Genomic DNA, 22,645 nt, shown 5'->3' on the forward strand with positions numbered 1-22,645 from the left:
CCAAGAAAGGATTGATAGCGATGTCTAAGACAACGAAGAGTGACCAGGAGCAAAACAAATCACGCCTCTTAGTGGCAGCCACAGGCTGGAGACAGAGTAAGGCTATGAAATGGGTGTTCATGGCGCTATTCGTCATTCTGTTCTACTTAAACTTAGCACCGCATATCATCCCTGAAACGTACAACATTACTGAAAATTCAATCAGCGATAAAGATATTAAGGCACCAACGCAAATTCGTGACGAGAAGGCGACGAGAGCGGCTGAAGAACAGGCCGCTAACGCAATTGAAGATATATATTCGAATGTCGGGTTGCGTAATGTACAGCTTGTCGAATCGATATTTTTGCGAATCGAAGGCTTAAATGCTGATGATCAGGTGACCGAGCAAAATAAGATCGATATTTATCGTACAGAAATTCCTAGTTTTTACGATAAGCATATTGCTAGTTTCGTGGAGACAAGCCTTGCTAACGAGACATATAACGAACTGCTCCTAGAGGAAATGCAGAGATTAACTGCTGATCAAAAGTACACCATTCCTGAGGAAACCTTCTATAAGCTCCCTAAGCTAACGCAAGAGGAGCTTGTAGAAATGCGTCTAGTAGCTAAAGAAATCGTTCGCAAGCTAACGATAGATGAGTTGCGAGACGCAGAAACAGCGCGTATGCAGGTTGCTGAGCTAGTTAATTTAAGCTCAATTTCAAATCGTACGGCAAGGGAAATTGTGTCTGAAATGGCTAGGTTTTCCATAACACCTAACAAATTTTTAGATCGAACAGCTACGGATGAAGCACGTGAGGAAGCACGCCTTAATACGCAACCGATCATTTATAAGGAGAATGAAGTGATCGTTAAGCGGGGCGAAACCATTACTCCGGATACATATAATCTTCTTGTGGAAGCTAATCTTCTGCAGGATACAGAGCATAATTGGGCAAAGCTCGGCGTTTTTCTTGTAGCGCTATTGATTGCAACATTTTTGTACATTTACTTTACGCAAAAGATAGGAACACATCAACAGCATGTGAAGTATAGCAATTCCCAGCTGTTTATGCTGTTACTTATTACACTACTGAATTTAGGTATTATGCAAATCATTGCGCTCATTCAGAGTGAAACAAACAATATCGCTGGATTTTTAGTACCTGCAGCATTAGGTGCGATGCTAATTACGCTGTTAATTGATGAGCATTTGGCATTGGCTTCTACCTTTATCTCCAGTATTGGTGGGGCCATTATATTAAATAGTTCAAGCACAGGCTTATTCGATTACAAGTTTGGTTTTTATATTACGGTCATATCGTTAGCTGCTATTTATTCGATCAAGCATGCGTCACAGCGTTCAGCTATTTTGAAGGCCGGCATTATGGTCAGTATTATCGGCTCGTTAAGCGTGCTCACGCTATACTTAATGATGGAGCAGCTAGAACGGATGCCGTTAATGTACTCCATTGGACTAGCATTTGGAGGTGGCTTACTAACGTCCGTGCTTGTGATCGGTATTATGCCATTCTTCGAGGTTTCTTTTGGCATATTGTCAGCCCTTAAGCTCGTTGAGCTGTCGAGTCCCAATCATCCGTTATTACGCAAGCTGCTTACGGAAACACCAGGTACGTACCATCATAGCGTGATGGTTGGTAATTTGGCAGAAGCAGCTGCGGAAGCGATCGGGGCGAATGGACTGCTCTGCCGTGTTGGTGCGTTTTACCATGATATCGGGAAAACGAAGCGGCCAAGCTACTTTATAGAGAATCAAAACAATATGGAAAATCCTCACGATACGATTGATCCGATGCTTAGCAAATCGATTATCGTTGCGCACGCGAAGGATGGTGCCGACATGCTGAAGGCTTACAATATTCCAAAGCCGCTTAGAGATATTGCTGAACAGCATCATGGCACAACGTCGTTGAAGTTTTTCTATTACAAGGCACTTAAGCAGGCTGAAGAAGCAGGTGTGGAGCCTGACTTTACAGAGGATGATTTTAGATATCCTGGGCCTAAAGCACAATCGAAGGAAGCAGCGGTTGTCGGTATAGCCGATTGTATTGAAGCTGCAGTAAGAAGTCTTCGCAATCCTACCATTAATCAAGTGGAGGATATGATCCACAAAATTATTAAAAGCAGAGTGGATGACAATCAATATAATGAATGCGATCTAACGATGAAAGAGCTGGATAAAATCGCACAATCACTTAAAGAAAGCTTAATGGGGATTTTCCATTCACGCATTGAATACCCTGAAGACACCAAAGCAAAAGATAATGATAAGGAGTCATGACATGAGTCTAGTACTTGATTGGAACAATAACCAAAGCAAATTTGATATTCCAGAGAACTGGATCGCTATGCTTAATAAGATATTGCAGCTTGCTGCTAAAAACGAAGGGCTAACCTCAGGAGAAGTGACCCTTACATTTACCGACAATGAAGAAATTCACGAGTTGAACAAAACATACCGTGGAATCGATCGACCTACTGATGTATTGTCTTTTGCGATGAATGATGATGGTGTGGATGAGCTGGACATTATATTTGAGGTTGATAGCGAGGATGAGGTTGATCCGATCTCTGGAATGCTGGGTGACATTATCATATCCGTTGAGCGTGCCGAGGAGCAGCGTCAGGAATATGGGCACAGCCTCGAAAGGGAGATCGGCTTTCTCTTTGTTCATGGCTTTCTTCACTTGCTGGGATATGATCATCAAGACGAGGAAACTGAAGCTGAGATGACAGCTAAACAGGAAGCTGTGCTGCAGCAGGTAGGCTTGACACGCTAATGAAAAAGCTGCTTAAAAGCTTTGGCTATGCGTTTGCCGGCATTTGGAGCGGTTTTCGTACACAACGAAATATGAAAATCCATGTAGCGGTGGCACTATTAGTATTTATACTAGGTGCCATCGTTTCACTTACTAGGATGGAATGGATGATCGTGATCATCGTCATCTGTGCAGTCATTAGCTTAGAACTTATCAATACTGCCATTGAAGCTGCAGTTGATATGCACGGAACGAAGCGTCACCCGCTAGCTAAGCTCGCAAAGGATTCTGCTGCTGGTGCGGTTCTCGTTATGTCGATCGGTGCCGTTCTCATTGGACTTCTAATATTTTTACCGAAGCTGTACAGATTATTATAAAAATTAGATACACATGTTCATATCAGTCAAAAGAAGGAGGGAATGGTCATAGAGGAGCTACATATACGATTATTAGATAAAGCGAGAGAAGCTATGACGAATGCTTATGTACCGTATTCACAGTTTCGAGTAGGTGCTGCTCTGCTTCATGAATCTGGGGATATCTACGTTGGCTGTAACATAGAGAACGCAGCGTATGGACCAACAAATTGTGCGGAGCGAACGGCTATGTTTAGTGCCATTGCGCAAGGTGCTAAACCAGGCAGCTTTCCAGCAATTGCTGTAATTGGGCACACGTCAGATCCAATCGCACCATGCGGTGTTTGCCGACAGGTGCTTGTAGAATTATGCTCACCAGATACAAAAGTAATTATGGGAAATACAACAGGTGATTATCATATTATGACAGTAGCTGAGCTACTACCCGGCGCCTTCACACCAGCGTCGCTACAGAAGGAGGAACAACAATGAGTCAGCAAGAACAAAGCAACAAATTCCGCTCAGGGTTTGTGGCCATTATCGGTAGACCTAATGTTGGTAAATCAACATTGATGAATCATTTGATCGGTCAAAAAATTGCTATTATGTCGGACAAGCCGCAAACCACACGTAATAAAATTCACGGTGTATACACTGGGGACAATATTCAAATTGTTTTTCTTGATACACCAGGTATACATAAGCCCAATTCCAAGCTTGGCAACTATATGATGAAGTCTGCCGAAAGTGCATTGAAGGAGGTTGAAGCTGTTCTATTTCTAATCGATGGTTCCGAGGATATTGGCGGAGGTGATCGTTATATTATCGAACAGCTTGGACGTGTGAAAACTCCTGTGTTTCTAGTTGTCAACAAAATTGACAAAATCGATCCGGAGGCTGTGCTGAATAAAATTGTTCAATATAAGGATCTATATCCATTTGCTGAGGTAGTACCGATCTCTGCTATGAATGGGAATAATGTTACAACGCTGCTTGAACAGATTAGCAAGTACTTGCCTGAAGGACCGCAGTATTATCCAGCCGATCAAGTAACGGATCATCCTGAGCAATTTGTATGTGCGGAGCTAATTCGAGAAAAAATCCTACACCTAACGCGTGAGGAAATTCCACATTCTATTGCAGTGCAGATTGAGGATATGCGCGTACAGGATAACGGAGTAGTCTATATAGGTGCTGTCGTTTTTGTAGAGCGTGATTCTCAGAAAGGGATCATTATCGGTAAGCGCGGTGCCCTGCTAAAAGAGGTAGGTAAAACAGCACGCATTGATATCGAAAATCTTCTTGGCTCTAAAGTATTCCTTGAGCTGTGGGTGAAGGTAAAGAAAGATTGGCGTAACCAAGATAGAGTGCTAAATGATCTTGGCTTCAAGCATGAATAGATGCAATAGAGCCTAAAAAGTTAGGATGTCAAGTACAAGGAGACAGTAATATTTTCTACGGATAGAATTCACCGTAGTGCTCATCCTATAACCATCTGGAGCAGCATTTCCGAGGCGGGAAGGATGGATACGAATGAGGGATTTTTCGTGGAAATATTTTGCGTTAACCGGGGATGTCGAATCTTATCTGCTCTACAAAGAAGTAGAGCGTTCTGGAGATTCGATCGAGGCTATAGGTTTAGGTGATGATGATGAAGAGCTGCCGATTGAAGTGGAGCGATAATTAATTTCTTCCCTCATCATAGCCAGATGGAGGAATATAAATGCTTTATCGCGTGGAAGGTATCGTTGTTCGAACAGTTGATTACGGTGAAAATCATAAAATTGTAACCTTAATAACGAATAATAGTGGAAAAGTAGGAGTGCTCGTACGTGGTGCGAGAAAGGTTAGGAGCAAGCACGCCTCGCTTGCTCAGCCTTTTACATATGGAGAGTACACCTTTACGAAAAATACGGGTCTTGGCACTTTACAACATGGAGAGCTTATTACATCGAATCATAAACTGAGGGCTGATCTTGATCTTACTGCCCATGCCTCCTATATAGCTGAGCTAATCGATCGCGGCATTCAAGATGAGGAGATCGGTCATATTCATTTTGAACAGCTAAAGGCATGCTTTAGCAACTTGGATGAGGGCAAGGACGTAGTCGTAATCACTTCGATTTTTGAGATGAAGGTTCTTATGATGAGCGGTTACAGCCCGGTCGTTGAAGAATGTATACATTGTGGCAACCATATTGGTCCTTTTAAATTATCAGGTTACGCAGGAGGAATCGTGTGCTCCAGATGCTCAGCGCAAGATGCTTCTTTACAGGAAATAAGCGAAACAGCTCTAAAGCTGCTTCGCTTATACAAGCGTATTGACCTACGGCAGGTTGGCAATATTAGCCTTTCTAACGATGTAAAGCAAGAGGTTGCAAGGCTCATTCGGCTGCTTATTGATGGGCAACTAGCGATAAAGTTTAAGACTCGAAGCTTTTTAGATAATTTAGGTAATTTAGTTTGACAATTGTTCAATACTTGAATAGAATATGAGAATATCAATATGAGCGATGAAAGAGAATTGCGCATAAATTCTACCGATAAGCGAGCTGGGGTATGGTGAAAGCCCAGTAGGTATAGAGTATGCAAGCATGGCACTCTGGAGCGAGACAATCGAAAGAGGATTATTCGAAGGAATAATCAAGTAGGGTGGAACCGCGGGAATAACTCTCGTCCCTACGTCTGTAAACAGGCGTAGCGACGGGAGTTTTTTGTATGCCCGGGTGGTGATGCCTGTCTTAGGAGAATAAATCGATAGGAGTTGTATTGGAATGAACTTTCAAGGCATGATTTTAACGCTTCAGCAGTTTTGGGCTGAGCAGAATTGTATTCTCGTACAGCCGTACGACGTCGAAAAGGGTGCAGGAACGATGAACCCTATGACATTTTTGCGTTCTATTGGTCCTGAGCCATGGAATGTTGCTTATGTAGAACCTTCTCGCCGACCAGCAGATGGCCGCTACGGTGAAAACCCGAACCGCTTATATCAGCATCATCAGTTCCAAGTTATTCTTAAGCCGTCTCCTGACAATATTCAAGAGCTCTATCTTGAGAGTCTAAAAAGATTAGGCATTGATGCAAAGGATCATGATATTCGCTTTGTTGAGGATAATTGGGAGTCTCCGACGTTAGGTGCTTGGGGACTTGGCTGGGAAGTATGGCTAGATGGCATGGAAATTACTCAATTTACTTACTTCCAGCAAGTTGGCGGGATTGATATGAATCCAATCGCGGTAGAAATCACATATGGTATGGAGCGACTTGCTTCCTATATTCAGCAGAAGGAAAATGTTTACGATCTTGAGTGGGTTGACGGTGTAACGTATGGTGATGTGTTCCATCAGCCTGAGTTTGAGCATTCAAAATATACGTTTGAGACTTCGGATACAGCGATGCTGTTCTCTCTATTCAATATGTATGAGGAAGAAGCGAAAAAAACGATGGAGCAGCAGCTTGTATTTCCAGCATATGATTACGTGTTGAAATGCTCTCATACGTTTAACTTGCTTGATGCACGTGGAGCGATAAGCGTTACAGAAAGAACGGGCTATATCAGTCGAGTTCGAAATTTAGCAAGATCAATCGCTGCAACATACCTCGAAGAGCGTGAGCGTTTAGGCTTCCCTCTATTGAAGAAAGGAGAAAACTAAGATGGCAAAGGATTTACTATTAGAAATTGGCTTAGAAGAGGTTCCAGCTCGCTTCGTACGTGATGCGATGGATCAGCTTAAACATAAATTCGAAAAGTGGCTTCAAGAGCATCGTATCTCCTATGAGACGATTCAAGCATTTGCTACACCACGCCGTCTTGCTATTCTAGCTACAGCAGTAGCTGAAAAACAGACAGATGTGGAAGAAGAAGCAAAGGGGCCTTCACGCAAAATTGCGCAGGATGATAATGGAAACTGGAGTAAAGCGGCGCTTGGTTTTGCGCGCAGTCAGGGTGTAGAGCCAGAATCACTTTATTTTAAGGAGCTATCTGGAGTTGAATATGTCTACGCTAAAAAAAGCAGTATTGGCGTGGAGACTCAAGCAATGCTATCTCAAGGCTTTACAGATGTTATTACTTCAATGTCATTCCCTAAAAATATGCGCTGGGGCAGCTACGAAATGCGATTTGTACGCCCGATTCGCTGGCTAGTTGCGCTATATGGCAATGAGGTTGTATCGCTTGAGCTTGCTGGTGTAACATCTGGACGTGTATCTCGTGGACACCGCTTTCTTGGAGATGAAGCAGTTATTGAATCAGCTGAGCAATATGTTGAGCAGCTTCGCAAGCAGCAAGTCATTGTTGATGTGAATGAACGTCAAGCATTGATCGTTGAGCAAATCCAAGCACTTGCAGCAGAGAAAAACTGGAAAATTGCAATGAAGGATGATTTGCTGGAGGAGGTACTATTCCTCGTTGAATATCCAAGTACACTTTTCGGTGAGTTTGATGACTCCTTCTTAAATATTCCGCAGGAAGTGCTTATTACTTCTATGCGTGAGCATCAGCGATATTTCCCAGTGCTTGATCAGGAGGGTAAGCTGCTACCTTACTTCGTTACTGTTCGTAATGGTGATCAGCGTTCGTTAGATGTCGTAGCAAGAGGGAACGAAAAGGTTCTACGTGCTCGACTATCAGACGCAAAGTTTTTCTATGAGGAAGATCATAAGCTAACGATTGAAGCAGCTCTCTCCAAATTAGAGAATATTGTATATCACGAGGAGCTAGGCTCTGTAGGTGATAAGGTGCGTCGTGTCACGCAAACAGCGTCGTTAATCGCTGCGAAGCTAGGTGTCGATGCAGATGCAGCAGCAAAAGCTGAGCGTGCTGCCGCTATATGCAAATTCGATCTCGTTTCTCAGATGGTTTATGAATTCCCTGAATTACAAGGGATTATGGGTGAGGATTACGCAACAAGACTAGGCGAGGACCCGATAGTTGCTAAAGCAATTAACGAGCATTATCAGCCTCGATATTCCGGAGATGCGGTGCCTTCACATATCGTTTCAGCTATCGTTAGCATGTCAGAGAAAATAGATACAATTGTGGGCTGCTTCTCTATCGGTATTGTCCCAACAGGCTCGCAGGATCCTTATGCATTACGCCGACAAGCAACGGGAATTGTACAAATACTGCTCGCTCATGATCTGCAGTTATCGCTGTCTGAGTTGTTTGAACTTAGCCTTAGTGTGCATCTTGATCGTGGTACGAAACGAAACAAAGAAGAAATATCTAAAGATCTTAACGATTTCTTTGCATTGCGCGTGAAGAATTGGCTGTCAGAGCACGGGGCGAAATATGATGTAATTGATGCGGTAATGGCAGCTGGCTTCAGCGATCTACTATTAACGAAGAAGCGTGCAGAGCTGCTAGCTCACCAGCTGGAGCAAGACAATAAAGCTGAATTTAAGCTTACCGTTGAAGCCTTTAACCGTGTATGTAATTTAGCTGCAAAAGCAGAAAGCAAGCAGGTTGATGCAGCATTATTCCAAGAACAATCTGAACGTAAACTTTATGAAGCGTGGACTGCCGTTCATAATGGCTTTGTAGATGCGTTGAATGCTCGCGAAGTGGAGCGTGCATATGAGCAGCTAGCTACATTACGTGAACCGATCGTTGCATATTTTGATTCTGTTATGGTAATGGCTGAGGATGAAGCAGTTAAGAGAAATCGTCTGGCAACGCTAGCATCCATTGCAGAAGATATCCAGGCGATTGCGGATCTATCCAAGCTTGTCTGGGCGTAGAGCAGTTATTCTACAGCGTCATTAGCATGGAACAAAATAAAGTCAAATATAACAAAAGGAGGGGGCATCTTGACTAGAGATTCAGACGTCATTGTATATGTTATATCGGATGCAGCAGGAGACACAGGCGAATATGTCGTTCGTGCAGCGATTGCTCAGTTTCATCCTATCTCAACAGATATTCGCAGAGCTCCATTCGTAACGAGCAAAAAGGTCCTTGAGGATGTTACGTTAAAGGCAAAAAGGCTTGATGCAATCGTCATGTATACACTTGTGAAGCCAGAACTTCGTGAGTATATGCGTCTGCTTGCTGAGCAATATGACGTTCAAGCGATTGATCTGCTAGGCTCCCTTATTGATCTACTCGAGCATCGTACCGGAAAAAAATCTCGTCAAGAGCCTGGTCTTAACCATGTTCTTGACGCTGATTATTTCAGAAAGGTCGAAGCGGTCGAATTTGCTGTACGCTATGACGATGCACGTGATCCGTCAGGTGTAAAAAAAGCGGATATCGTACTCGTTGGTGTTTCCCGTACGTCCAAGACACCGTTATCGATGTATTTAGCTCATCAAAAATATAAAGTAGCTAATGTTCCTCTCGTACCAGAAATTAAGCCTCCAGCAGAATTGTATCAAGTACCACGAGATAAAATAATTGGGCTAACCATAGACCTGAATTACTTGAACGTAATTCGAAAAGAAAGGTTAAAGGCGCTTGGGCTGCCAGATACTGCTTCGTATGCATCTACGGAGCGCATCGAATATGAGCTTCAGTATGCGAACACCATTATGGAAAAGCTCCAGTGTACCATAATAGATGTATCGCATCGTGCAGTTGAGGAAACAGCCAGCCTAATTATGGAGAAAGTAAAGAAAGAGTAATAATTAAAGGATTTTTTGACGATATAGCGTATATAATACTTAGTACCTAATAACAAGCGGCAAAAAAAGGGGGGGCAATGTGAAGATTATCGTTGATGGAGACGCATGTCCTGTGAAAGACGAAATCATAGCAATCGCCCGCTCTTTTAATGTTCCTGTTTGTATGGTTGCTTCTTTTGATCATAGGCTTCCTCAAGTTGAGAATGTCGAAATGGTTCAAGTCGATCGAAGCAGTCAATCGGCAGATATGTTCATTATTAATAGGGCGAGGTCAGGCGATCTTGTTATTACACAAGATTTTGGACTTGCTTGCTTAGCAATTGCAAAACAAGCCTATACGCTATCCTTTCGTGGTGAAGTCTATAATGATGATAATATTGATTACTTGCTGGAACGTCGTGCAGAAGCGGCAAAGCGACGTAGGCAAGGCCAACGAATGAAAGGGCCGAAAGCACTTACTGCCGATGATCGCAAAAGATTTCAACAAAACCTGACAAAACTTTTACAAGAAAAGCAGGAGAAACGTGAAGTTTAGCGAATATTATTATAGTGCTACAAATTGAAGGTGATGGTCAATGGCTGGAGTATTAATACCAGATGAAGTAATAGATGCAGTCAGAAATCACCATGACATCGTAGAAGTAGTCGGGAAGTATGTTCATCTGACTAAGCATGGGAAATATATGAAGGGGTTATGCCCTTTTCATTCTGAAAAGACTCCTTCGTTCACCGTTACTCCAGAGCTGCAAATTTATCATTGCTATGGCTGTGGTAAGGGCGGTAATGTTATTCGATTCGTCGAAGAAATGGAGGGATATACATTTCCGGAAGCAGTAAGAATGCTTGCGGAAGATGCTGGAATTCCAGTCACCTGGTCTTCTAACGTAAGCGGTCACTCTCAAGAACAAGACAATGTTCGCAATAAAATCATAGAGGCACATGAGCTGGCAGTTAAGTTCTATCATTATATATTGAACAATACGCGGCAAGGTGATGAAGCTAAGCGCTATTTGATTGAGCGAGGATTGACGGATAAGTTAATTGATCAATTTATGATTGGTTACGCTCCAGGGGATTGGGATGTGTTGACTCGATTTCTAATCAATCGAGAATTTGATCCGCAGTTGTTAGAGAAGGGTGGCTTAATTTCTGTCAAAAATGACAGTGAGGGTTATTACGACCGTTTCAGAAGCAGAATTATGTTTCCAATTCGAGACAGAAACGGTAAGGCTGTTGCTTTTGTCGGGAGAATTCTCGGTGAAGGTCAGCCAAAGTATCTAAATTCTCCTGAAACGATGCTGTTTACAAAAAGTCGCATACTTTATAATTTGAATCTTGCTAGACCTGCCATTAAAAAAGCGAAGCAAATCGTTCTCTTCGAAGGTTCTATGGACGTAATCAAGGCGTGGTCTGCTGGCGTTCAAACGGGGGTAGCGACGTTAGGAACAGCATTAACGGAGGAGCATTGCCTGCTGTTAAAGCGTTATAGTGATGAAATTATTGTTTGCTATGATGGTGACGGAGCAGGTCAAGCTGCAGCATATAAATCGATTCCATTGCTCGAGCAGGCCGGATTTAAGGTGCTCGTTGCGCTTCTTCCAACTGGTACCGATCCTGATGAATATATTAAGACACATGGCGGCGATGCGTTCCGACACGAGGTGATCGAACAGGCCGTATCTGTAACAAAATTCAAGCTTATATATTTAAGGAAAAACCATATACTGTCAAGAGAAGAAGGTCGGAATCAATACATCGTTGAAGCAGTTAAAATTGTTGCAACATTAGATTCATCTACAGAGAGAGAAATTCATCTAAAGGAATTATCAAAGGAATTTGATATTTCATTGGATGCGCTGAAGCAGGATTGCCATGAATTTCGCGTGCAGCAGCAAAATTTCAAGCATCAAAGGGATAATAACCAATTTTCGTGGAATAATGGTAGGAATGAAAAAAGGAAAACCGAAAGAAGCTCGACAGTTTTACCTGCCTATGTTAATGCTGAACGGCGATTATTGCATGTCATGATGCGTAATAGAGACGTTGCTTTAGCGGTTCATGATAAATTGGGTGACGCTTTTAATATCGAAAATCATGAAGCGATCGCTGCGTACTTGTATGCGTATTATGCATCTGGGTATGAGGCGGACGCTGCTCGTTTCGTTGCAACACTGGAAGACGAAAAGCTGGAACGCACAGCTACCGAGCTGCTTATGATGGACGGTGGATTTCCCTTTGATGAGGATATTATGGATGCTTGGATTCAGGATATATTGAAAGTCCCGAAGCTGCAGGAAATTGAAAAAAAGAAAGAGCAAATGGTACGTGCCGAACGTGCTGGAGATGCGTTATTAGCAGCGCAATTAGGTATTGAGATTATTTCCCTGGAGAGAAAACTGAAGAACTAATCTTCAATGATCTAGGGAGGAGGGAGTCGCAAAATGGCGAATGATCAGCATACTGAATTAGATACTGAGCAAAAGTTGGATTTAGTGAAGGATCAACTGATTGATCAAGGGAAGAAAAGATCTTCTCTTACGTATAAAGAAATTATGGAGAAATTATCTCCCTTCGATCAGGATCCAGAACAAATCGATGAGTTTTTCGAGCAGCTCGATGATCTAGGCATCGAGGTATTAAACGAAGCCGAAGATGACAATCCACTTTCGCCTACAGGAGATGATCAGGAGCGAGAAGGGGACGACTTTAATTTTGATGATGATTTGGCGTTGCCGCCTGGCATTAAAATTAATGACCCTGTTCGTATGTATTTGAAAGAAATTGGGCGAGTTCCGCTTCTATCCTCTGAGGACGAGATCGAGCTAGCTATACGTATTGAGAACGGTGATGAAGAAGCCAAGAAGCGACTAGCTGAAGCGAATCTACGTCTCGTTGTAAGTATCGCTAAACGATATGTTGGACGTGGGATGTTGTTCCTTGATTTGATTCAAGAAGGAAATATGGGATTATTGAAAGCTGTTGAAAAATTCGATTACCAAAAAGGATTTAAGTTTAGTACGTATGCAACGTGGTGGATCCGTCAAGCGATTACCCGTGCAATAGCCGATCAGGCACGTACGATTCGTATTCCTGTCCATATGGTTGAAACAATTAACAAGCTTATCCGTGTTTCTCGTCAGCTGCTGCAAGAGCTCGGGCGTGAACCGACACCTGAGGAGATCGCTGCAGAGATGGAGCTAAGCACAGAGAAGGTTCGCGAAATTATGAAAATCGCGCAGGAGCCTGTTTCCTTGGAAACGCCTATTGGCGAAGAGGACGATTCTCATCTTGGCGACTTCATTGAGGATCAAGAGGCACTTGCTCCAGCAGATGCGGCTGCCTATGAGTTACTCAAAGAGCAGCTTGAGGATGTACTGGACACACTTACTGAGCGTGAAGAAAATGTGCTGCGTTTAAGATTCGGTCTAGACGATGGTCGCACGCGTACACTGGAAGAGGTTGGTAAAGTGTTCGGTGTAACTCGTGAGCGTATTCGTCAAATCGAAGCAAAAGCGTTAAGAAAGCTTCGTCACCCAAGCAGAAGTAAGCGCCTTAAAGATTTTCTTGAATAACTAGAACTTAGGATGACCTTTCTGCGTTAACGCAGTAAGGTCATTTTTATCAAGGAACCAAATAGAAAGGAAGCTGCCTATGAAAGCAGAGCGTAGAACGATTATCGTGCGTGAAATTGAGCATTGGCGACGATCGAAGCTACTGCCTGATCACTATTGCGACTTTCTGCTAAATTTATATGCTGATCCTGTGCTAGCACCCAAATCAGACAACGAAGAAGAGCCTCCTCAGCATCTAGTCGGAAAAGCGATTGTCGCTGTCTCGAAAGCTACTGGTAAACAGTGGTTCCTAACAATTGGAATTCTAACCTTAATTTCGTTTGTTGTGCTTTATTTTAGCGTTTTTCATCCTGTAATGCAAATTGCGTCAATACTGTTAGGGACGATTATTTTGCTTTGGCTAGGCGAAAAAATTCGTGTAAATCATGCCCCTATTGGATTCTTGAGTATTTTCATTGGTCATTTATTGCTATTAACTGGTGGATTATATATAATTGCACAGCACCAATTGGAACAATGGTATTGGAATTTTGCACTCATTGCACTTTGTTCAATAATATGGATGATTTACGGAATTAAAAGCAAGCTAAGTATGCTGCATCTTTGCGGGTGGCTCGCATTTCTAATGGCTTATGCAATGCTGCTGCATCAGCTGACAACTGGACAGCAGTGGTATGAAGTTCAATTCTATTGGCTGCCTTTATCATTTTTATTTTTTTGGATATGCTGGTTTATCCATCGATGGTTCAAGCCAGTAGCTGCAATCATTTTTGTCGTTGGTATTATTACATGGTTTATGCCAGAAATCTTTCAATATTTGTTTATAGATGACCCTTTATGGCTGCAGCTGCAGCTCATTGCCAAAGTTCTCATCGCTGGCTGTTTATTATTTGGATTGAAAAAACAATGGATGGTGTGGGTAATTTAATGATTCAGCTTTCACAACGTTTACAAACTGTAGCTCATTACATATCAACAGGACATCGTGTGGCTGACATTGGCTCAGACCATGCCATGCTTCCTGTTTATCTCGTTCAACAGAAAATTTGTCCGTTTGCTATTGCAGGCGAACTAAACGAAGGACCTTGGCAAGCAGCAACAAAGCAGATTGCGCATGCCAATCTGTCAAGTACGATCGAAGCGCGACGTGGCAACGGTCTTGAGGTTATTGCTCCACATGAGGTTGACAGCATTACGATATGCGGAATGGGTGGTGCACTCATTTCTACAATTCTCGAAGAGGGATATAAACAAGGCAAGCTTGAGGGAGTTACGGAGCTGGTGCTGCAGCCTAATGTTGGTGAGGATGCTGTACGAGCATGGCTGACCGAGCATGATTGGGCACTAATGGACGAGACCATTCTTGAAGAGGATGGGAAAATTTACGAGGTTCTCCATGCAAAAAAAATTGCTGGAGCGAAGGAATGGAACAAGCAGCTGTTTTCAGTAGACGAGCTTTCGTTTCCTTATGCAGAACCGATAAGAGAAGCATTAGCGTTGCGAATGGGACCATATCTCCTTAAAAAGCAAGGGGATATATTGCATAAAAAATGGCTAGCTGAAATAGAGAAGCTCGATTATATTATCGCTTCGCTTTCTCAATCTGAGCTAAGTCAAACCAAAGCAAAGCTTGCTGCTGTAAAGCAGGATCAACAGCTCATTAGGGAGGTTCTAAAGTGGCTATACACGGACAGACATTAATTCAGTATATGGAGCAGCTTGCCCCTAAGCACTATGCGGTAGAACACGATCGTATCGGTTTACAGCTGGGCACCTTGAATAAGATGGTGGAGCGTGTACTTGTTACGTTGGATGTGACGCTTGAGGTCGTACAAGAGGCGATCGACAAGAAGGTCGATCTCATTATTGCACATCACGCAATTATATTTCGGCCCATAGGCAGTATTGATGTTTCTACTCCAGCTGGAAAACTGTATGAGCAGCTGATTAAGCATGATATCGCGGTCTATATTTCACATACTAACTTGGATGTGGCTGTTGGAGGTGTGAACGATCTTCTTGCAGATCTGGCAGGGATGGAGCAAGAGAGAAAACCGCTAGAAGCCGTCTATATTGATAAGCTGAGCAAGCTGGTTGTATATGTCCCGGAGCAATCACTCACAGCAGTGGAACAAGCAGCGTGGCGTGCTGGTGCAGGTCATATTGGAAATTACAGTCACTGCAGCTTCCAAAGCTCAGGCACGGGCACATTTATGGCTGAGGAGGGTGCCAATCCGTATGTCGGTGAAGTGAATAAGGTGCACAGAGAGCAGGAGATTCGCTTTGAGTGCATCGTACCGGCAAGTGTACAGCGTAAGGTTGTGAGCAGCATCATTAAAGCACATCCTTACGAGGAAGTCGCATACGATCTTATCCCTCTTCAGCAGCAAGGCAAGGTGTACGGGCTAGGAAGGGTTGGACGCTTAATAGAGTCAACAACACTAGGTGAGCTCGCAGAGCAGCTAAAACAGGCGTACAGCGTCCCAGCACTGCGTGTTGTAGGGGAACTTGATAAGCCGATTAAAAAAATTGCTGTGCTTGGCGGGATGGGTGCAAAATATGTGAAATCTGCTAAATTTGCAGGTGCAGATGTTCTCATTACAGGTGATATAGATTTTCATACAGCACAGGATGCGCTCGCAGATGGCATAAGCATCATTGACCCTGGTCATCATATTGAAAAGGTAATGATACAAGGCGTTCAGGCTTGGTTGACTGCGAAATGTGATGCCGAAAAAGCAAAGGTAGAAATTATCGCTTCCACGATCAATACAGACCCATTTCAATTTTTATAAGCGGGTTGTAAATAGATAAATTTTGCACCAGCCACGATCATGGGAATGATTTGCTCTTGAGTTCTTTGTTAAAACTCGATATACTGTTATGTGCATTGGAAAGTTTGACAGACAATCGCTGGCAGCCTAGATGCTGCGAGAGGAAAGTCCGGGCTCCACAAGGCAGGATGCTGGATAACGTCCAGTCGGCGCGAGCCGAAGGATAGTGCCACAGAAATGGACCGCCGATGGCTGAGTAATCAGCACAGGTAAGGGTGGAACCGTGGTGTAAGAGACCACGAGGAGCACAGGTGACTGTGTTCCTGGTAAACCCCATCTGGAGCAAAACCGAGAGAACACAGCAGCTTATGCTGCAGCCTTAGCCTGAGGCGTGTTCGGGTGAGTTGCTTGAGCTACGTAGCAATATGTAGCCTAGATAGATGATTGTCGCTCATCGTGGGAGGGTCGTTCCCGCTATGACCACTACGAGTACAGAACCCGGCTTATGGCAAGCTTTCCTAACGAGCATTGATTGATGATACGAATGGATGCAACGATATCTACAAGCAATGTCAGTTGTAGATGTTGATATGCATCTGTGCAATGAATAGCCTGCATTTGCGCTATGTAACATGCGCAAATGCAGGTTTTTTTACGTGCGTGGATATAGTAAGCAGAGTATAAACTTTGACCGAAAAATCCAAAAAGAAATTTTAGCGCGATCTTGTTAGGAGTGGTTGATTATATGATTAAAGCTTATTCATGGCTCACTTTATGCGTTGTAATCTGGGGGAGTAATTTTGTATTTGGAAAAATGTTAATTCAATATTTCTCTCCAACGATGCTAACAGAGTTGAGACTTTTTTTTATCGTTCTGTTTTTAGTTGGATTAGCTGCTATTAAGAAGGAGTTTAGACGAGTCAACAAAATAGACTTGATGCTGCTATTTGTACTCGGTGTAGTCGGTGTGTTTATTAATCAATGGTCCTTTTTCGCAGGCTTACAAACTGCTGATCCGACTACCGCTGCATTAATACTAGCAACAACCCCTATATAAACTGGTACCCATAGACTAGACACTTTGAAAAAAGTGTTTAAGCTATGGGTATTTTTTTGTACACTGGTATAAGTAGCGGGGGGATGAAATCATGAGCAAGAAACAATTCACTGATATAGAACGGGAACAACTCTCGGAGAACAAGTATGTAATCAAAGTAAGTAACAAGGCAATAACCTACGCGGACGAATTTAAGCAGCTTTTCATTGATCAATACATGTTAGGGAAGACACCTAGAGAAATTTTTGAGGATAATGGATTTGACGTAAATGTTCTCGGTATCAAGCGCGTCGAGACGAGTGCTGGTCGATGGAAGAAGGCCTACGGGAAAGACGGCCTCGTCGGACTTACTGATTCCCGGAAAGGGACTTCCGGACGCCCTCGAAAACGGGAATTGACAACAGATGAAATTATCGCCAAGCAAGAAGCACGAATAGAACTTCTCGAATCCCAAGTCGAATTGCTAAAAAAGCTAGACTCGACAGAAAGGTTGCTGGTAAACCAAGGAAATAAATTATGTAAGAGCAAACTCTTTAAGCTAATTAAAGATGCTGTAGATCAAGGTTTAGGACGTATGACACGCTACCTATGCGAATTGCTTAACGTCTCTCGTTCGGGATATTATAGCTACCTAAAAGCCACTGGTGCGCGCGAAGAGCGGGCCCGTTTAGATGCCAAAATTGGAGAATTGATAAAGAAGGCGTTTCATCGAAGAGGCTTCCAAAAGGGTTCTCGCTCCATCAAAATGATACTAGAAAATGAACTTGGCATTATCTACAGTCGAAAACGGATTCGAAGGCATATGAAGAAGTTAAACCTCGTTTGTCCACTCAGAAAACCTAATCCCTACAGACGTATGGCCAAAGCCACACAAGAACATCGAACACTACCGAATAAGCTACAACGGGATTTCAAGAAAGGAATCCCTGGCCTTGTGTTGCTCACCGACATTACATATCTCCCGTATGGTCGCACAGGAATGGCTTATTTATCGACTGTTCTGGACGCATCAACGGGTGAAATTCTGGCTTACAATCTCTCCACACGTCTCACGTTATCTGTAGCGATGGATACGATTCAGGCACTTACGAAACAACGTCGTTTGAAATTGCATAAGGATGCATTTATCCATTCCGATCAAGGTTCGCATTATACAAGCCCTAAATATCAAAAACTATTGAAACAAAAGGGCTTAGGCCAATCCATGTCTAGGCGAGGAAACTGCTGGGATAACGCCCCACAGGAATCCTTCTTTGGTCATATGAAAGATCATGTTATAAGCAGGAACTGCTCATCATTAGATGAACTACGACGAGAAATAGATCGTTACATGAAATACTACAACCATTACAGATATCAATGGGGATTAAAAAAGATGACCCCTGTTCAGTACAGGAATCATCTTTTGAAGACGGCCTAGCTCACTCTTTTTTAGTGTCCTTGACAAGGGTACCAGTTTAATACTAGCGGGAGTGTTAGCTGCTTTATTTTTAAAGGAGAAATTTACGATTCGAATGTTGATCGGCTCAGTGATCGCAATTGTAGGAATTTATTTCGTAGTAACTAAAGGGGAATTTGTAGCTATAGCTGTTGATAGTGGACTCTTGTGGATCGTTGTCACAATGGTAACATTCGCGATCATGATTATAATGACACGAGTGCTTTCCAAAAGAGTGAGTCCCCTAACGATTACATTGTATTCGAATATTATTGGCTTTGCAGTAGGAGTACCATTCATAGCTGTACTAGATCATCCGATCCGAGTCAGTACGGATCTATCTGATTGGACTTTTCTAATTGTAACAGCGATTGTTGTGCATGGGATTTCTGCGCTTATATGGAATCAGAATATACGTTATGTGGATGCGTCAAAAGCGTCGATCTTATCTAATTTAGAGCCTTTTGTAGCTATGCTTATGGGATTAATACTGCTGTACAAGCCCGTGACAAAAGTTGAACTAATGGGATCCTTGCTCATTATCGGTGGTGTCGTGCTGTCCACTTTCCAGCGAAACATCAAAGTGCGCAGCGAATGATTATTAAATGTTAAGCAGTAATAGCTAATCAATGCAAAAAAATCGTCCCATGCGCATTAAAGGCTTTGGGACGATTTTTTCAATATAGCTAAGCCATTCACATATTACGTGAGTAGTACATGATCAATCATTAATCAATTGATCAAGCTTGTTCTTGACTGTTTTTGGATAGGTCTGCAGCGTGCCTGCATAGCTCGCAGCTGTATTTAAAGCCTTCTGCACATCGATTTCGCCATAGCCATAGTATTGATCGTAACCAGGATCACCAAGATCAGTTGCTGTTTGCCTCATAATATCCATTACTTCCGTATTCGTAAGCGAAGGATTAACAGAACGAATAAGCCCTGCTAAGGCTGCAACGTGTGGTGAAGCCATTGAAGTACCGGATAGGGCAGCATATTGTCCCCCAATATAGGTACTCGCAATTGAATCGCCTGGTGCTACGACATCAACATAATCTCCATAGTTGGAAAACGCTGCGCGCTGTTTCCCGCTTGTTGTTGCTCCAACGGCAAAAACTTCTGGATAGGCTGCAGGATATCCTGGACGATTGGTGTTATCATTACCCGTTGCTGCAACTAAAACAACATCACGTTCATAGGCGTATTTGATGGCTTCGTGCAGGAAATCACCTGAAGCATAGTTACCAAGGCTCATGTTAATGACTTTGGCACCTTGATCTGTTGCCCATATAATTCCTTGCGCTACGCTATATGTGGAACCTGCACCTGAGCTGTTCAGTACTTTAACTGGCAATACAGAGTTGTACCAAGTAACTCCAGCAATTCCCTCCTGATTGTCTACTGAAGCTCCAATAATTCCGGCCACATGTGTACCATGACCTAGTTCGTCTGCTGCGTTGGTTGACCCATCATTCACGTTATAGCCCGCAAGAAGTCTTGCACTTAGATCAGGATGATTGGACTGAACGCCTGAGTCTAATACGGCTATAATGACATCCTCGCTGCCTCGGCTAATGTTCCAGCCTGTCTCAGCATGAATATTGGTAATGTTCCATTGATAACGGGAGAACAGTGAATCATTAGGTATAAAGGTTGCCGTTGTTTCTTCATTGGTCAAGTAAATATAGTGAGGCTCTACAAATGAAACGGGCCAATTTTCTTTTAAGTAAGCAATTAGCTCCTCTGTTGAAAGCTTGTCTGACGTTAAAATATAGGTTTCGCCTATTTTTTCAGCGCGAATACAATGCGTTTCTTGTTTTAGTTTTTTGATCTGGTCATCCGTTAACGTAGAGTTAAATTTAACGACAACCTCTTTTTCGTAATAGTGACTTACGTTTCCATTATCCTCTCCAGTGATAACGGTAGTATCTACGGTAGAGTTAGGTTTCACCGATTCAACCTTCATTGTTCCTTCAGCTGGGTAAGGCACAAGACGAAGGTTTTTACGTTGATGGTCTTCGACCTGCGGGATAATGGAGGCTTTGACGACCGCAGTAAGCTTAACTTCGTCTCCCACTCGAGCAAGGACACGATACTGATGATGATCTTTGCCGTAATACAGCTTAGAGCTATAACGGTCACCAGGAATAAAAAAGCGCTCAGCATCCTTAAAGTATGACTTCGCTTCATCAGAGTCAGAGCCAGGGAAATTACCAAGCTGAATTTTAGCTTTATCTCGTTCCCATTTTACGTACACATAATGAGGATGTTCTTCCTGCAGCATAGCGATTTGTTGCTTCGCTTGCTTAGCGTCCGTTAACGAGATGAGTTTATCTAAATCGGCTTCAATTTCACTAAGAACAAGTAAGTCGCTATTGTTCATATCCTTCTGCAAAATACTTAGCTTTTGCTTCTCTTCTAGGTTATTGCTTAATTGTTCGTGAATGGATGCTTGCTGCTGTTGCTGCTGCGACAGCTCCGCGATTTCCGGTGTTTCTGTATTGTTGTTTGAATTCGACTGATATAGCTGCAACACTAAAAATATAGCAGCTGCTGCAACGATCGGTATCAGCCATTTTTTCTTCATGATCATCACCACTCCTTTTCTTTTACTTTTTCGTAAAAGGTCGTAAAATATACAGTTCGAGCCTGAAATAGTACCGTTTTATACACTTTTATGTTACGATGTAAATGTTATAGTTTTTTTTCGTTTGGAAAATGAAAGGGGATCTACCGACATGCCATCGACTAATGTGAAGTCGCTTAGTGAATCGACACGTGAGAAGCTAAAAGATGCGATAGCGATTTTAGAAAACTTCTTAAATACGCACGCATTAGAGCATCTTGTAAGTGAGGACAAAAAAGAGGAAGAGGAGCAGTTTTATAGAGGCTTTTTGGCTGATCTTCGTCATTTGCTCGTTTTTTCTGAAGTTTCTTATGAGAAGCTTGGTGTTCTTCTAAGAAGACCGAATTTTGACGTAGACTTTGCAGAGCGTGCTCTTTATGAGGTGTATCATAACGGTGTTAACGCTTTCTTTTATCCTAAAAATGAATGCTATTCTGAGGATGGTCGTTACGCTTATACAGGTCAAGATGCGATTCGCTTTCGTTATAAGCCGAAACGAGAGGCAAGAAATGTTGTAATGAGCGTTACCAAGTATTACGAAGAGCTTCGAGACGAGCTTGCATATTACGAAAGTGACTATATGACCCAGCGTCGTATGATGGGAAAAAAATAACGAGAATAAGTCACCTCATCTACAGGGCAAACTGTTGATGGAGGTGATTTTTTATGCCTAAAGGCGTAGCTTGTACTGTGTCCAATTGCTCTTTTTGGGGAGAAAATAATCGATGCTTTGCCGATGAGATTAAGATTGAAATTGATGCGCACTCAAAAATCAACACGAATGAAGAATTTTCTACCGAGCTAATTGAGTCTGAGCATAAGGATGTTGCGAAGCAATCAGCAGAAACATGCTGCCTAACCTTTGTCGCTAAGAGGTGATTAGAATGGGTAAAGGCAAACGTTTTTCACGTGGCAATAAAATTTATCGGAGTGAGCTGCCTGTAGAAACCTACAAAGGTAAGTTTCCTCATAACGATGCCATTGCGTTACAACATCAGCCCCTGCCGCCAATTGAGCATGGCGGGATTTATACGGAGATGGGTGCGGATATAACGTATGAGGAATTGAATACCCCGTCCGGCCATCGATTCACCACTTATGATGATGATGGTGACCGTCATACAAAGGTGAATGCTGCGATTGGCTGGTATGTTGGTATGATCGCACTTGTCGTGTCTGTTATTGCTTTATTTGTATGGCCATTCTGGACAGGCCTATCTGGATTAATACTGTCAGTACTAGCTTACAGGCAGGGAACACGTTCAATTGCTTGGGTGTCAGGCACGTTAGCTGGCGTAGCAATCATGATGAGCATCATACAATATTTTTCTTATGTATAGAACTAATAAAATGTTGGATACCCGTCTTAGCCTGCTTGCTAAGACGGGTTATTTATTGTTATATAAAAAAACTCCGCTTTATAATATAATTTTACAGGGAG

At 42.8% G+C, this 22,645-nt stretch carries 22 protein-coding genes, 1 other RNA gene and 1 pseudogene; 23 read left to right on the forward strand and 1 reads right to left on the reverse strand.

The window, feature by feature from the left end; all coding sequences use genetic code 11:
• Nucleotides 1–20: 20 nt before the first annotated feature.
• From NSQ99_RS08460 to NSQ99_RS08555, 20 genes and pseudogenes are all read left to right on the forward strand, one after another.
• A complete protein-coding gene (locus NSQ99_RS08460; protein ID WP_340836175.1) occupies nt 21–2,282 on the forward strand; it encodes an HD family phosphohydrolase in 2,262 nt (753 codons plus the stop codon).
• A gap of 1 nt (nt 2,283) precedes the next feature.
• On the forward strand, nt 2,284–2,781 hold the full coding sequence (gene ybeY, locus NSQ99_RS08465) for an rRNA maturation RNase YbeY (RefSeq protein ID WP_340836178.1): 498 nt from the start codon (nt 2,284–2,286) through the stop codon (nt 2,779–2,781).
• Nucleotides 2,781–3,137: a diacylglycerol kinase family protein gene (locus NSQ99_RS08470; RefSeq protein WP_340836179.1), complete on the forward strand. Its 357-nt coding sequence runs from the start codon at nt 2,781–2,783 to the stop codon at nt 3,135–3,137. The genes ybeY and NSQ99_RS08470 overlap by 1 nt, the downstream gene beginning before the upstream one ends.
• A gap of 21 nt (nt 3,138–3,158) precedes the next feature.
• Nucleotides 3,159–3,608, forward strand: coding sequence for a cytidine deaminase (cdd, locus tag NSQ99_RS08475; RefSeq protein WP_445670544.1), 450 nt, complete (start codon nt 3,159–3,161; stop codon nt 3,606–3,608).
• Nucleotides 3,605–4,516 (forward strand): GTPase Era, encoded by a 912-nt coding sequence (gene era / locus NSQ99_RS08480; protein WP_251666746.1) that lies wholly within the window; start codon nt 3,605–3,607, stop codon nt 4,514–4,516. Before cdd ends, era begins: the two co-directional genes overlap by 4 nt.
• A gap of 133 nt (nt 4,517–4,649) precedes the next feature.
• Entirely contained in the window at nt 4,650–4,799 is a 150-nt protein-coding gene (locus tag NSQ99_RS08485) for a YqzL family protein (protein ID WP_340836185.1), read from the forward strand.
• Between the two features lie 40 nt (nt 4,800–4,839).
• The gene (gene recO, locus NSQ99_RS08490; RefSeq protein WP_251666744.1) at nt 4,840–5,583 is read left to right on the forward strand and encodes a DNA repair protein RecO; all 744 of its coding nucleotides are present in this window, start codon (nt 4,840–4,842) and stop codon (nt 5,581–5,583) included.
• Nucleotides 5,584–5,890: 307 nt separating this feature from the next.
• A complete protein-coding gene (glyQ, locus tag NSQ99_RS08495) occupies nt 5,891–6,769 on the forward strand; it encodes a glycine--tRNA ligase subunit alpha (RefSeq protein WP_251666743.1) in 879 nt (292 codons plus the stop codon).
• A gap of 1 nt (nt 6,770) precedes the next feature.
• Nucleotides 6,771–8,855: a glycine--tRNA ligase subunit beta gene (gene glyS, locus NSQ99_RS08500; protein WP_340836187.1), complete on the forward strand. Its 2,085-nt coding sequence runs from the start codon at nt 6,771–6,773 to the stop codon at nt 8,853–8,855.
• Between the two features lie 66 nt (nt 8,856–8,921).
• A complete protein-coding gene (locus NSQ99_RS08505) occupies nt 8,922–9,737 on the forward strand; it encodes a pyruvate, water dikinase regulatory protein (protein ID WP_432806913.1) in 816 nt (271 codons plus the stop codon).
• A 79-nt stretch (nt 9,738–9,816) separates the two neighbouring features.
• The gene (locus tag NSQ99_RS08510; protein WP_251666740.1) at nt 9,817–10,272 is read left to right on the forward strand and encodes a YaiI/YqxD family protein; all 456 of its coding nucleotides are present in this window, start codon (nt 9,817–9,819) and stop codon (nt 10,270–10,272) included.
• A 40-nt stretch (nt 10,273–10,312) separates the two neighbouring features.
• A complete protein-coding gene (gene dnaG, locus NSQ99_RS08515) occupies nt 10,313–12,145 on the forward strand; it encodes a DNA primase (protein ID WP_251666739.1) in 1,833 nt (610 codons plus the stop codon).
• Nucleotides 12,146–12,178: 33 nt separating this feature from the next.
• Complete coding sequence (gene rpoD, locus NSQ99_RS08520; protein ID WP_251666738.1) at nt 12,179–13,309, forward strand: RNA polymerase sigma factor RpoD; 1,131 nt, start codon at nt 12,179–12,181, stop codon at nt 13,307–13,309.
• Between the two features lie 79 nt (nt 13,310–13,388).
• Nucleotides 13,389–14,237, forward strand: coding sequence for a hypothetical protein (locus NSQ99_RS08525; RefSeq protein WP_251666737.1), 849 nt, complete (start codon nt 13,389–13,391; stop codon nt 14,235–14,237).
• A complete protein-coding gene (locus NSQ99_RS08530) occupies nt 14,216–15,010 on the forward strand; it encodes a tRNA (adenine(22)-N(1))-methyltransferase (RefSeq protein WP_340836189.1) in 795 nt (264 codons plus the stop codon). Before NSQ99_RS08525 ends, NSQ99_RS08530 begins: the two co-directional genes overlap by 22 nt.
• Entirely contained in the window at nt 14,986–16,104 is a 1,119-nt protein-coding gene (locus NSQ99_RS08535; RefSeq protein ID WP_251666735.1) for a Nif3-like dinuclear metal center hexameric protein, read from the forward strand. The genes NSQ99_RS08530 and NSQ99_RS08535 overlap by 25 nt, the downstream gene beginning before the upstream one ends.
• 99 nt (nt 16,105–16,203) lie before the next feature.
• An RNA gene (gene rnpB, locus NSQ99_RS08540) (RNase P RNA component class A) lies at nt 16,204–16,604 on the forward strand.
• 224 nt (nt 16,605–16,828) lie between these two features.
• Nucleotides 16,829–17,137, forward strand: a pseudogene (locus tag NSQ99_RS08545) (EamA family transporter); the annotation flags it as partial.
• Between the two features lie 94 nt (nt 17,138–17,231).
• Complete coding sequence (locus tag NSQ99_RS08550) at nt 17,232–18,560, forward strand: IS3 family transposase (RefSeq protein WP_251671616.1); 1,329 nt, start codon at nt 17,232–17,234, stop codon at nt 18,558–18,560.
• A gap of 94 nt (nt 18,561–18,654) precedes the next feature.
• Nucleotides 18,655–19,176: a DMT family transporter gene (locus NSQ99_RS08555; protein ID WP_340836192.1), complete on the forward strand. Its 522-nt coding sequence runs from the start codon at nt 18,655–18,657 to the stop codon at nt 19,174–19,176.
• A gap of 123 nt (nt 19,177–19,299) precedes the next feature.
• Here the strand turns inward: NSQ99_RS08555 and NSQ99_RS08560 are convergent, their stop codons facing one another.
• Nucleotides 19,300–21,165 (reverse strand): S8 family peptidase, encoded by a 1,866-nt coding sequence (locus NSQ99_RS08560; protein WP_251666733.1) that lies wholly within the window; start codon nt 21,163–21,165, stop codon nt 19,300–19,302.
• A 151-nt stretch (nt 21,166–21,316) separates the two neighbouring features.
• On the opposite strand from NSQ99_RS08560, the gene NSQ99_RS08565 reads away from it, so the two are divergent.
• Genes NSQ99_RS08565 through NSQ99_RS08575 form a run of 3 tightly spaced genes read left to right on the forward strand, consistent with a single transcriptional unit; the run spans nt 21,317 to nt 22,544 of the window.
• Entirely contained in the window at nt 21,317–21,817 is a 501-nt protein-coding gene (locus NSQ99_RS08565) for a YpuI family protein (RefSeq protein ID WP_251666732.1), read from the forward strand.
• A 53-nt stretch (nt 21,818–21,870) separates the two neighbouring features.
• Complete coding sequence (locus tag NSQ99_RS08570; protein ID WP_251666731.1) at nt 21,871–22,083, forward strand: DUF1540 domain-containing protein; 213 nt, start codon at nt 21,871–21,873, stop codon at nt 22,081–22,083.
• Nucleotides 22,084–22,088: 5 nt separating this feature from the next.
• Nucleotides 22,089–22,544, forward strand: coding sequence for a hypothetical protein (locus tag NSQ99_RS08575; RefSeq protein ID WP_251666730.1), 456 nt, complete (start codon nt 22,089–22,091; stop codon nt 22,542–22,544).
• Nucleotides 22,545–22,645 lie beyond the last annotated feature (101 nt).

Origin of the sequence: Paenibacillus sp. FSL W7-1287 (genome assembly GCF_038004245.1) — a bacterium.
Classification (GTDB): domain Bacteria; phylum Bacillota; class Bacilli; order Paenibacillales; family Paenibacillaceae; genus Pristimantibacillus; species Pristimantibacillus camelliae.

Excerpts from the sequence above, each read along its gene's own strand:
- era (WP_251666746.1), top strand. The coding sequence starts at position 3,605 with ATGAGTCAGCAAGAACAAAGCAACAAATTCCGCTCAGGGTTTGTGGCC.
- NSQ99_RS08470 (WP_340836179.1), top strand. The coding sequence starts at position 2,781 with ATGAAAAAGCTGCTTAAAAGCTTTGGCTATGCGTTTGCCGGCATTTGG.
- rpoD (WP_251666738.1), top strand. The coding sequence starts at position 12,179 with ATGGCGAATGATCAGCATACTGAATTAGATACTGAGCAAAAGTTGGAT.
- NSQ99_RS08570 (WP_251666731.1), top strand. The coding sequence starts at position 21,871 with ATGCCTAAAGGCGTAGCTTGTACTGTGTCCAATTGCTCTTTTTGGGGA.
- recO (WP_251666744.1), top strand. The coding sequence starts at position 4,840 with ATGCTTTATCGCGTGGAAGGTATCGTTGTTCGAACAGTTGATTACGGT.
- dnaG (WP_251666739.1), top strand. The coding sequence starts at position 10,313 with ATGGCTGGAGTATTAATACCAGATGAAGTAATAGATGCAGTCAGAAAT.
- NSQ99_RS08575 (WP_251666730.1), top strand. The coding sequence starts at position 22,089 with ATGGGTAAAGGCAAACGTTTTTCACGTGGCAATAAAATTTATCGGAGT.
- NSQ99_RS08485 (WP_340836185.1), top strand. The coding sequence starts at position 4,650 with ATGAGGGATTTTTCGTGGAAATATTTTGCGTTAACCGGGGATGTCGAA.
- NSQ99_RS08525 (WP_251666737.1), top strand. The coding sequence starts at position 13,389 with ATGAAAGCAGAGCGTAGAACGATTATCGTGCGTGAAATTGAGCATTGG.
- glyS (WP_340836187.1), top strand. The coding sequence starts at position 6,771 with ATGGCAAAGGATTTACTATTAGAAATTGGCTTAGAAGAGGTTCCAGCT.
- NSQ99_RS08555 (WP_340836192.1), top strand. The coding sequence starts at position 18,655 with ATGTTGATCGGCTCAGTGATCGCAATTGTAGGAATTTATTTCGTAGTA.
- NSQ99_RS08560 (WP_251666733.1), bottom strand. The coding sequence starts at position 21,165 with ATGAAGAAAAAATGGCTGATACCGATCGTTGCAGCAGCTGCTATATTT.
- NSQ99_RS08460 (WP_340836175.1), top strand. The coding sequence starts at position 21 with ATGTCTAAGACAACGAAGAGTGACCAGGAGCAAAACAAATCACGCCTC.
- ybeY (WP_340836178.1), top strand. The coding sequence starts at position 2,284 with ATGAGTCTAGTACTTGATTGGAACAATAACCAAAGCAAATTTGATATT.
- NSQ99_RS08550 (WP_251671616.1), top strand. The coding sequence starts at position 17,232 with ATGAGCAAGAAACAATTCACTGATATAGAACGGGAACAACTCTCGGAG.
- glyQ (WP_251666743.1), top strand. The coding sequence starts at position 5,891 with ATGAACTTTCAAGGCATGATTTTAACGCTTCAGCAGTTTTGGGCTGAG.
- NSQ99_RS08565 (WP_251666732.1), top strand. The coding sequence starts at position 21,317 with ATGCCATCGACTAATGTGAAGTCGCTTAGTGAATCGACACGTGAGAAG.
- NSQ99_RS08530 (WP_340836189.1), top strand. The coding sequence starts at position 14,216 with ATGGATGGTGTGGGTAATTTAATGATTCAGCTTTCACAACGTTTACAA.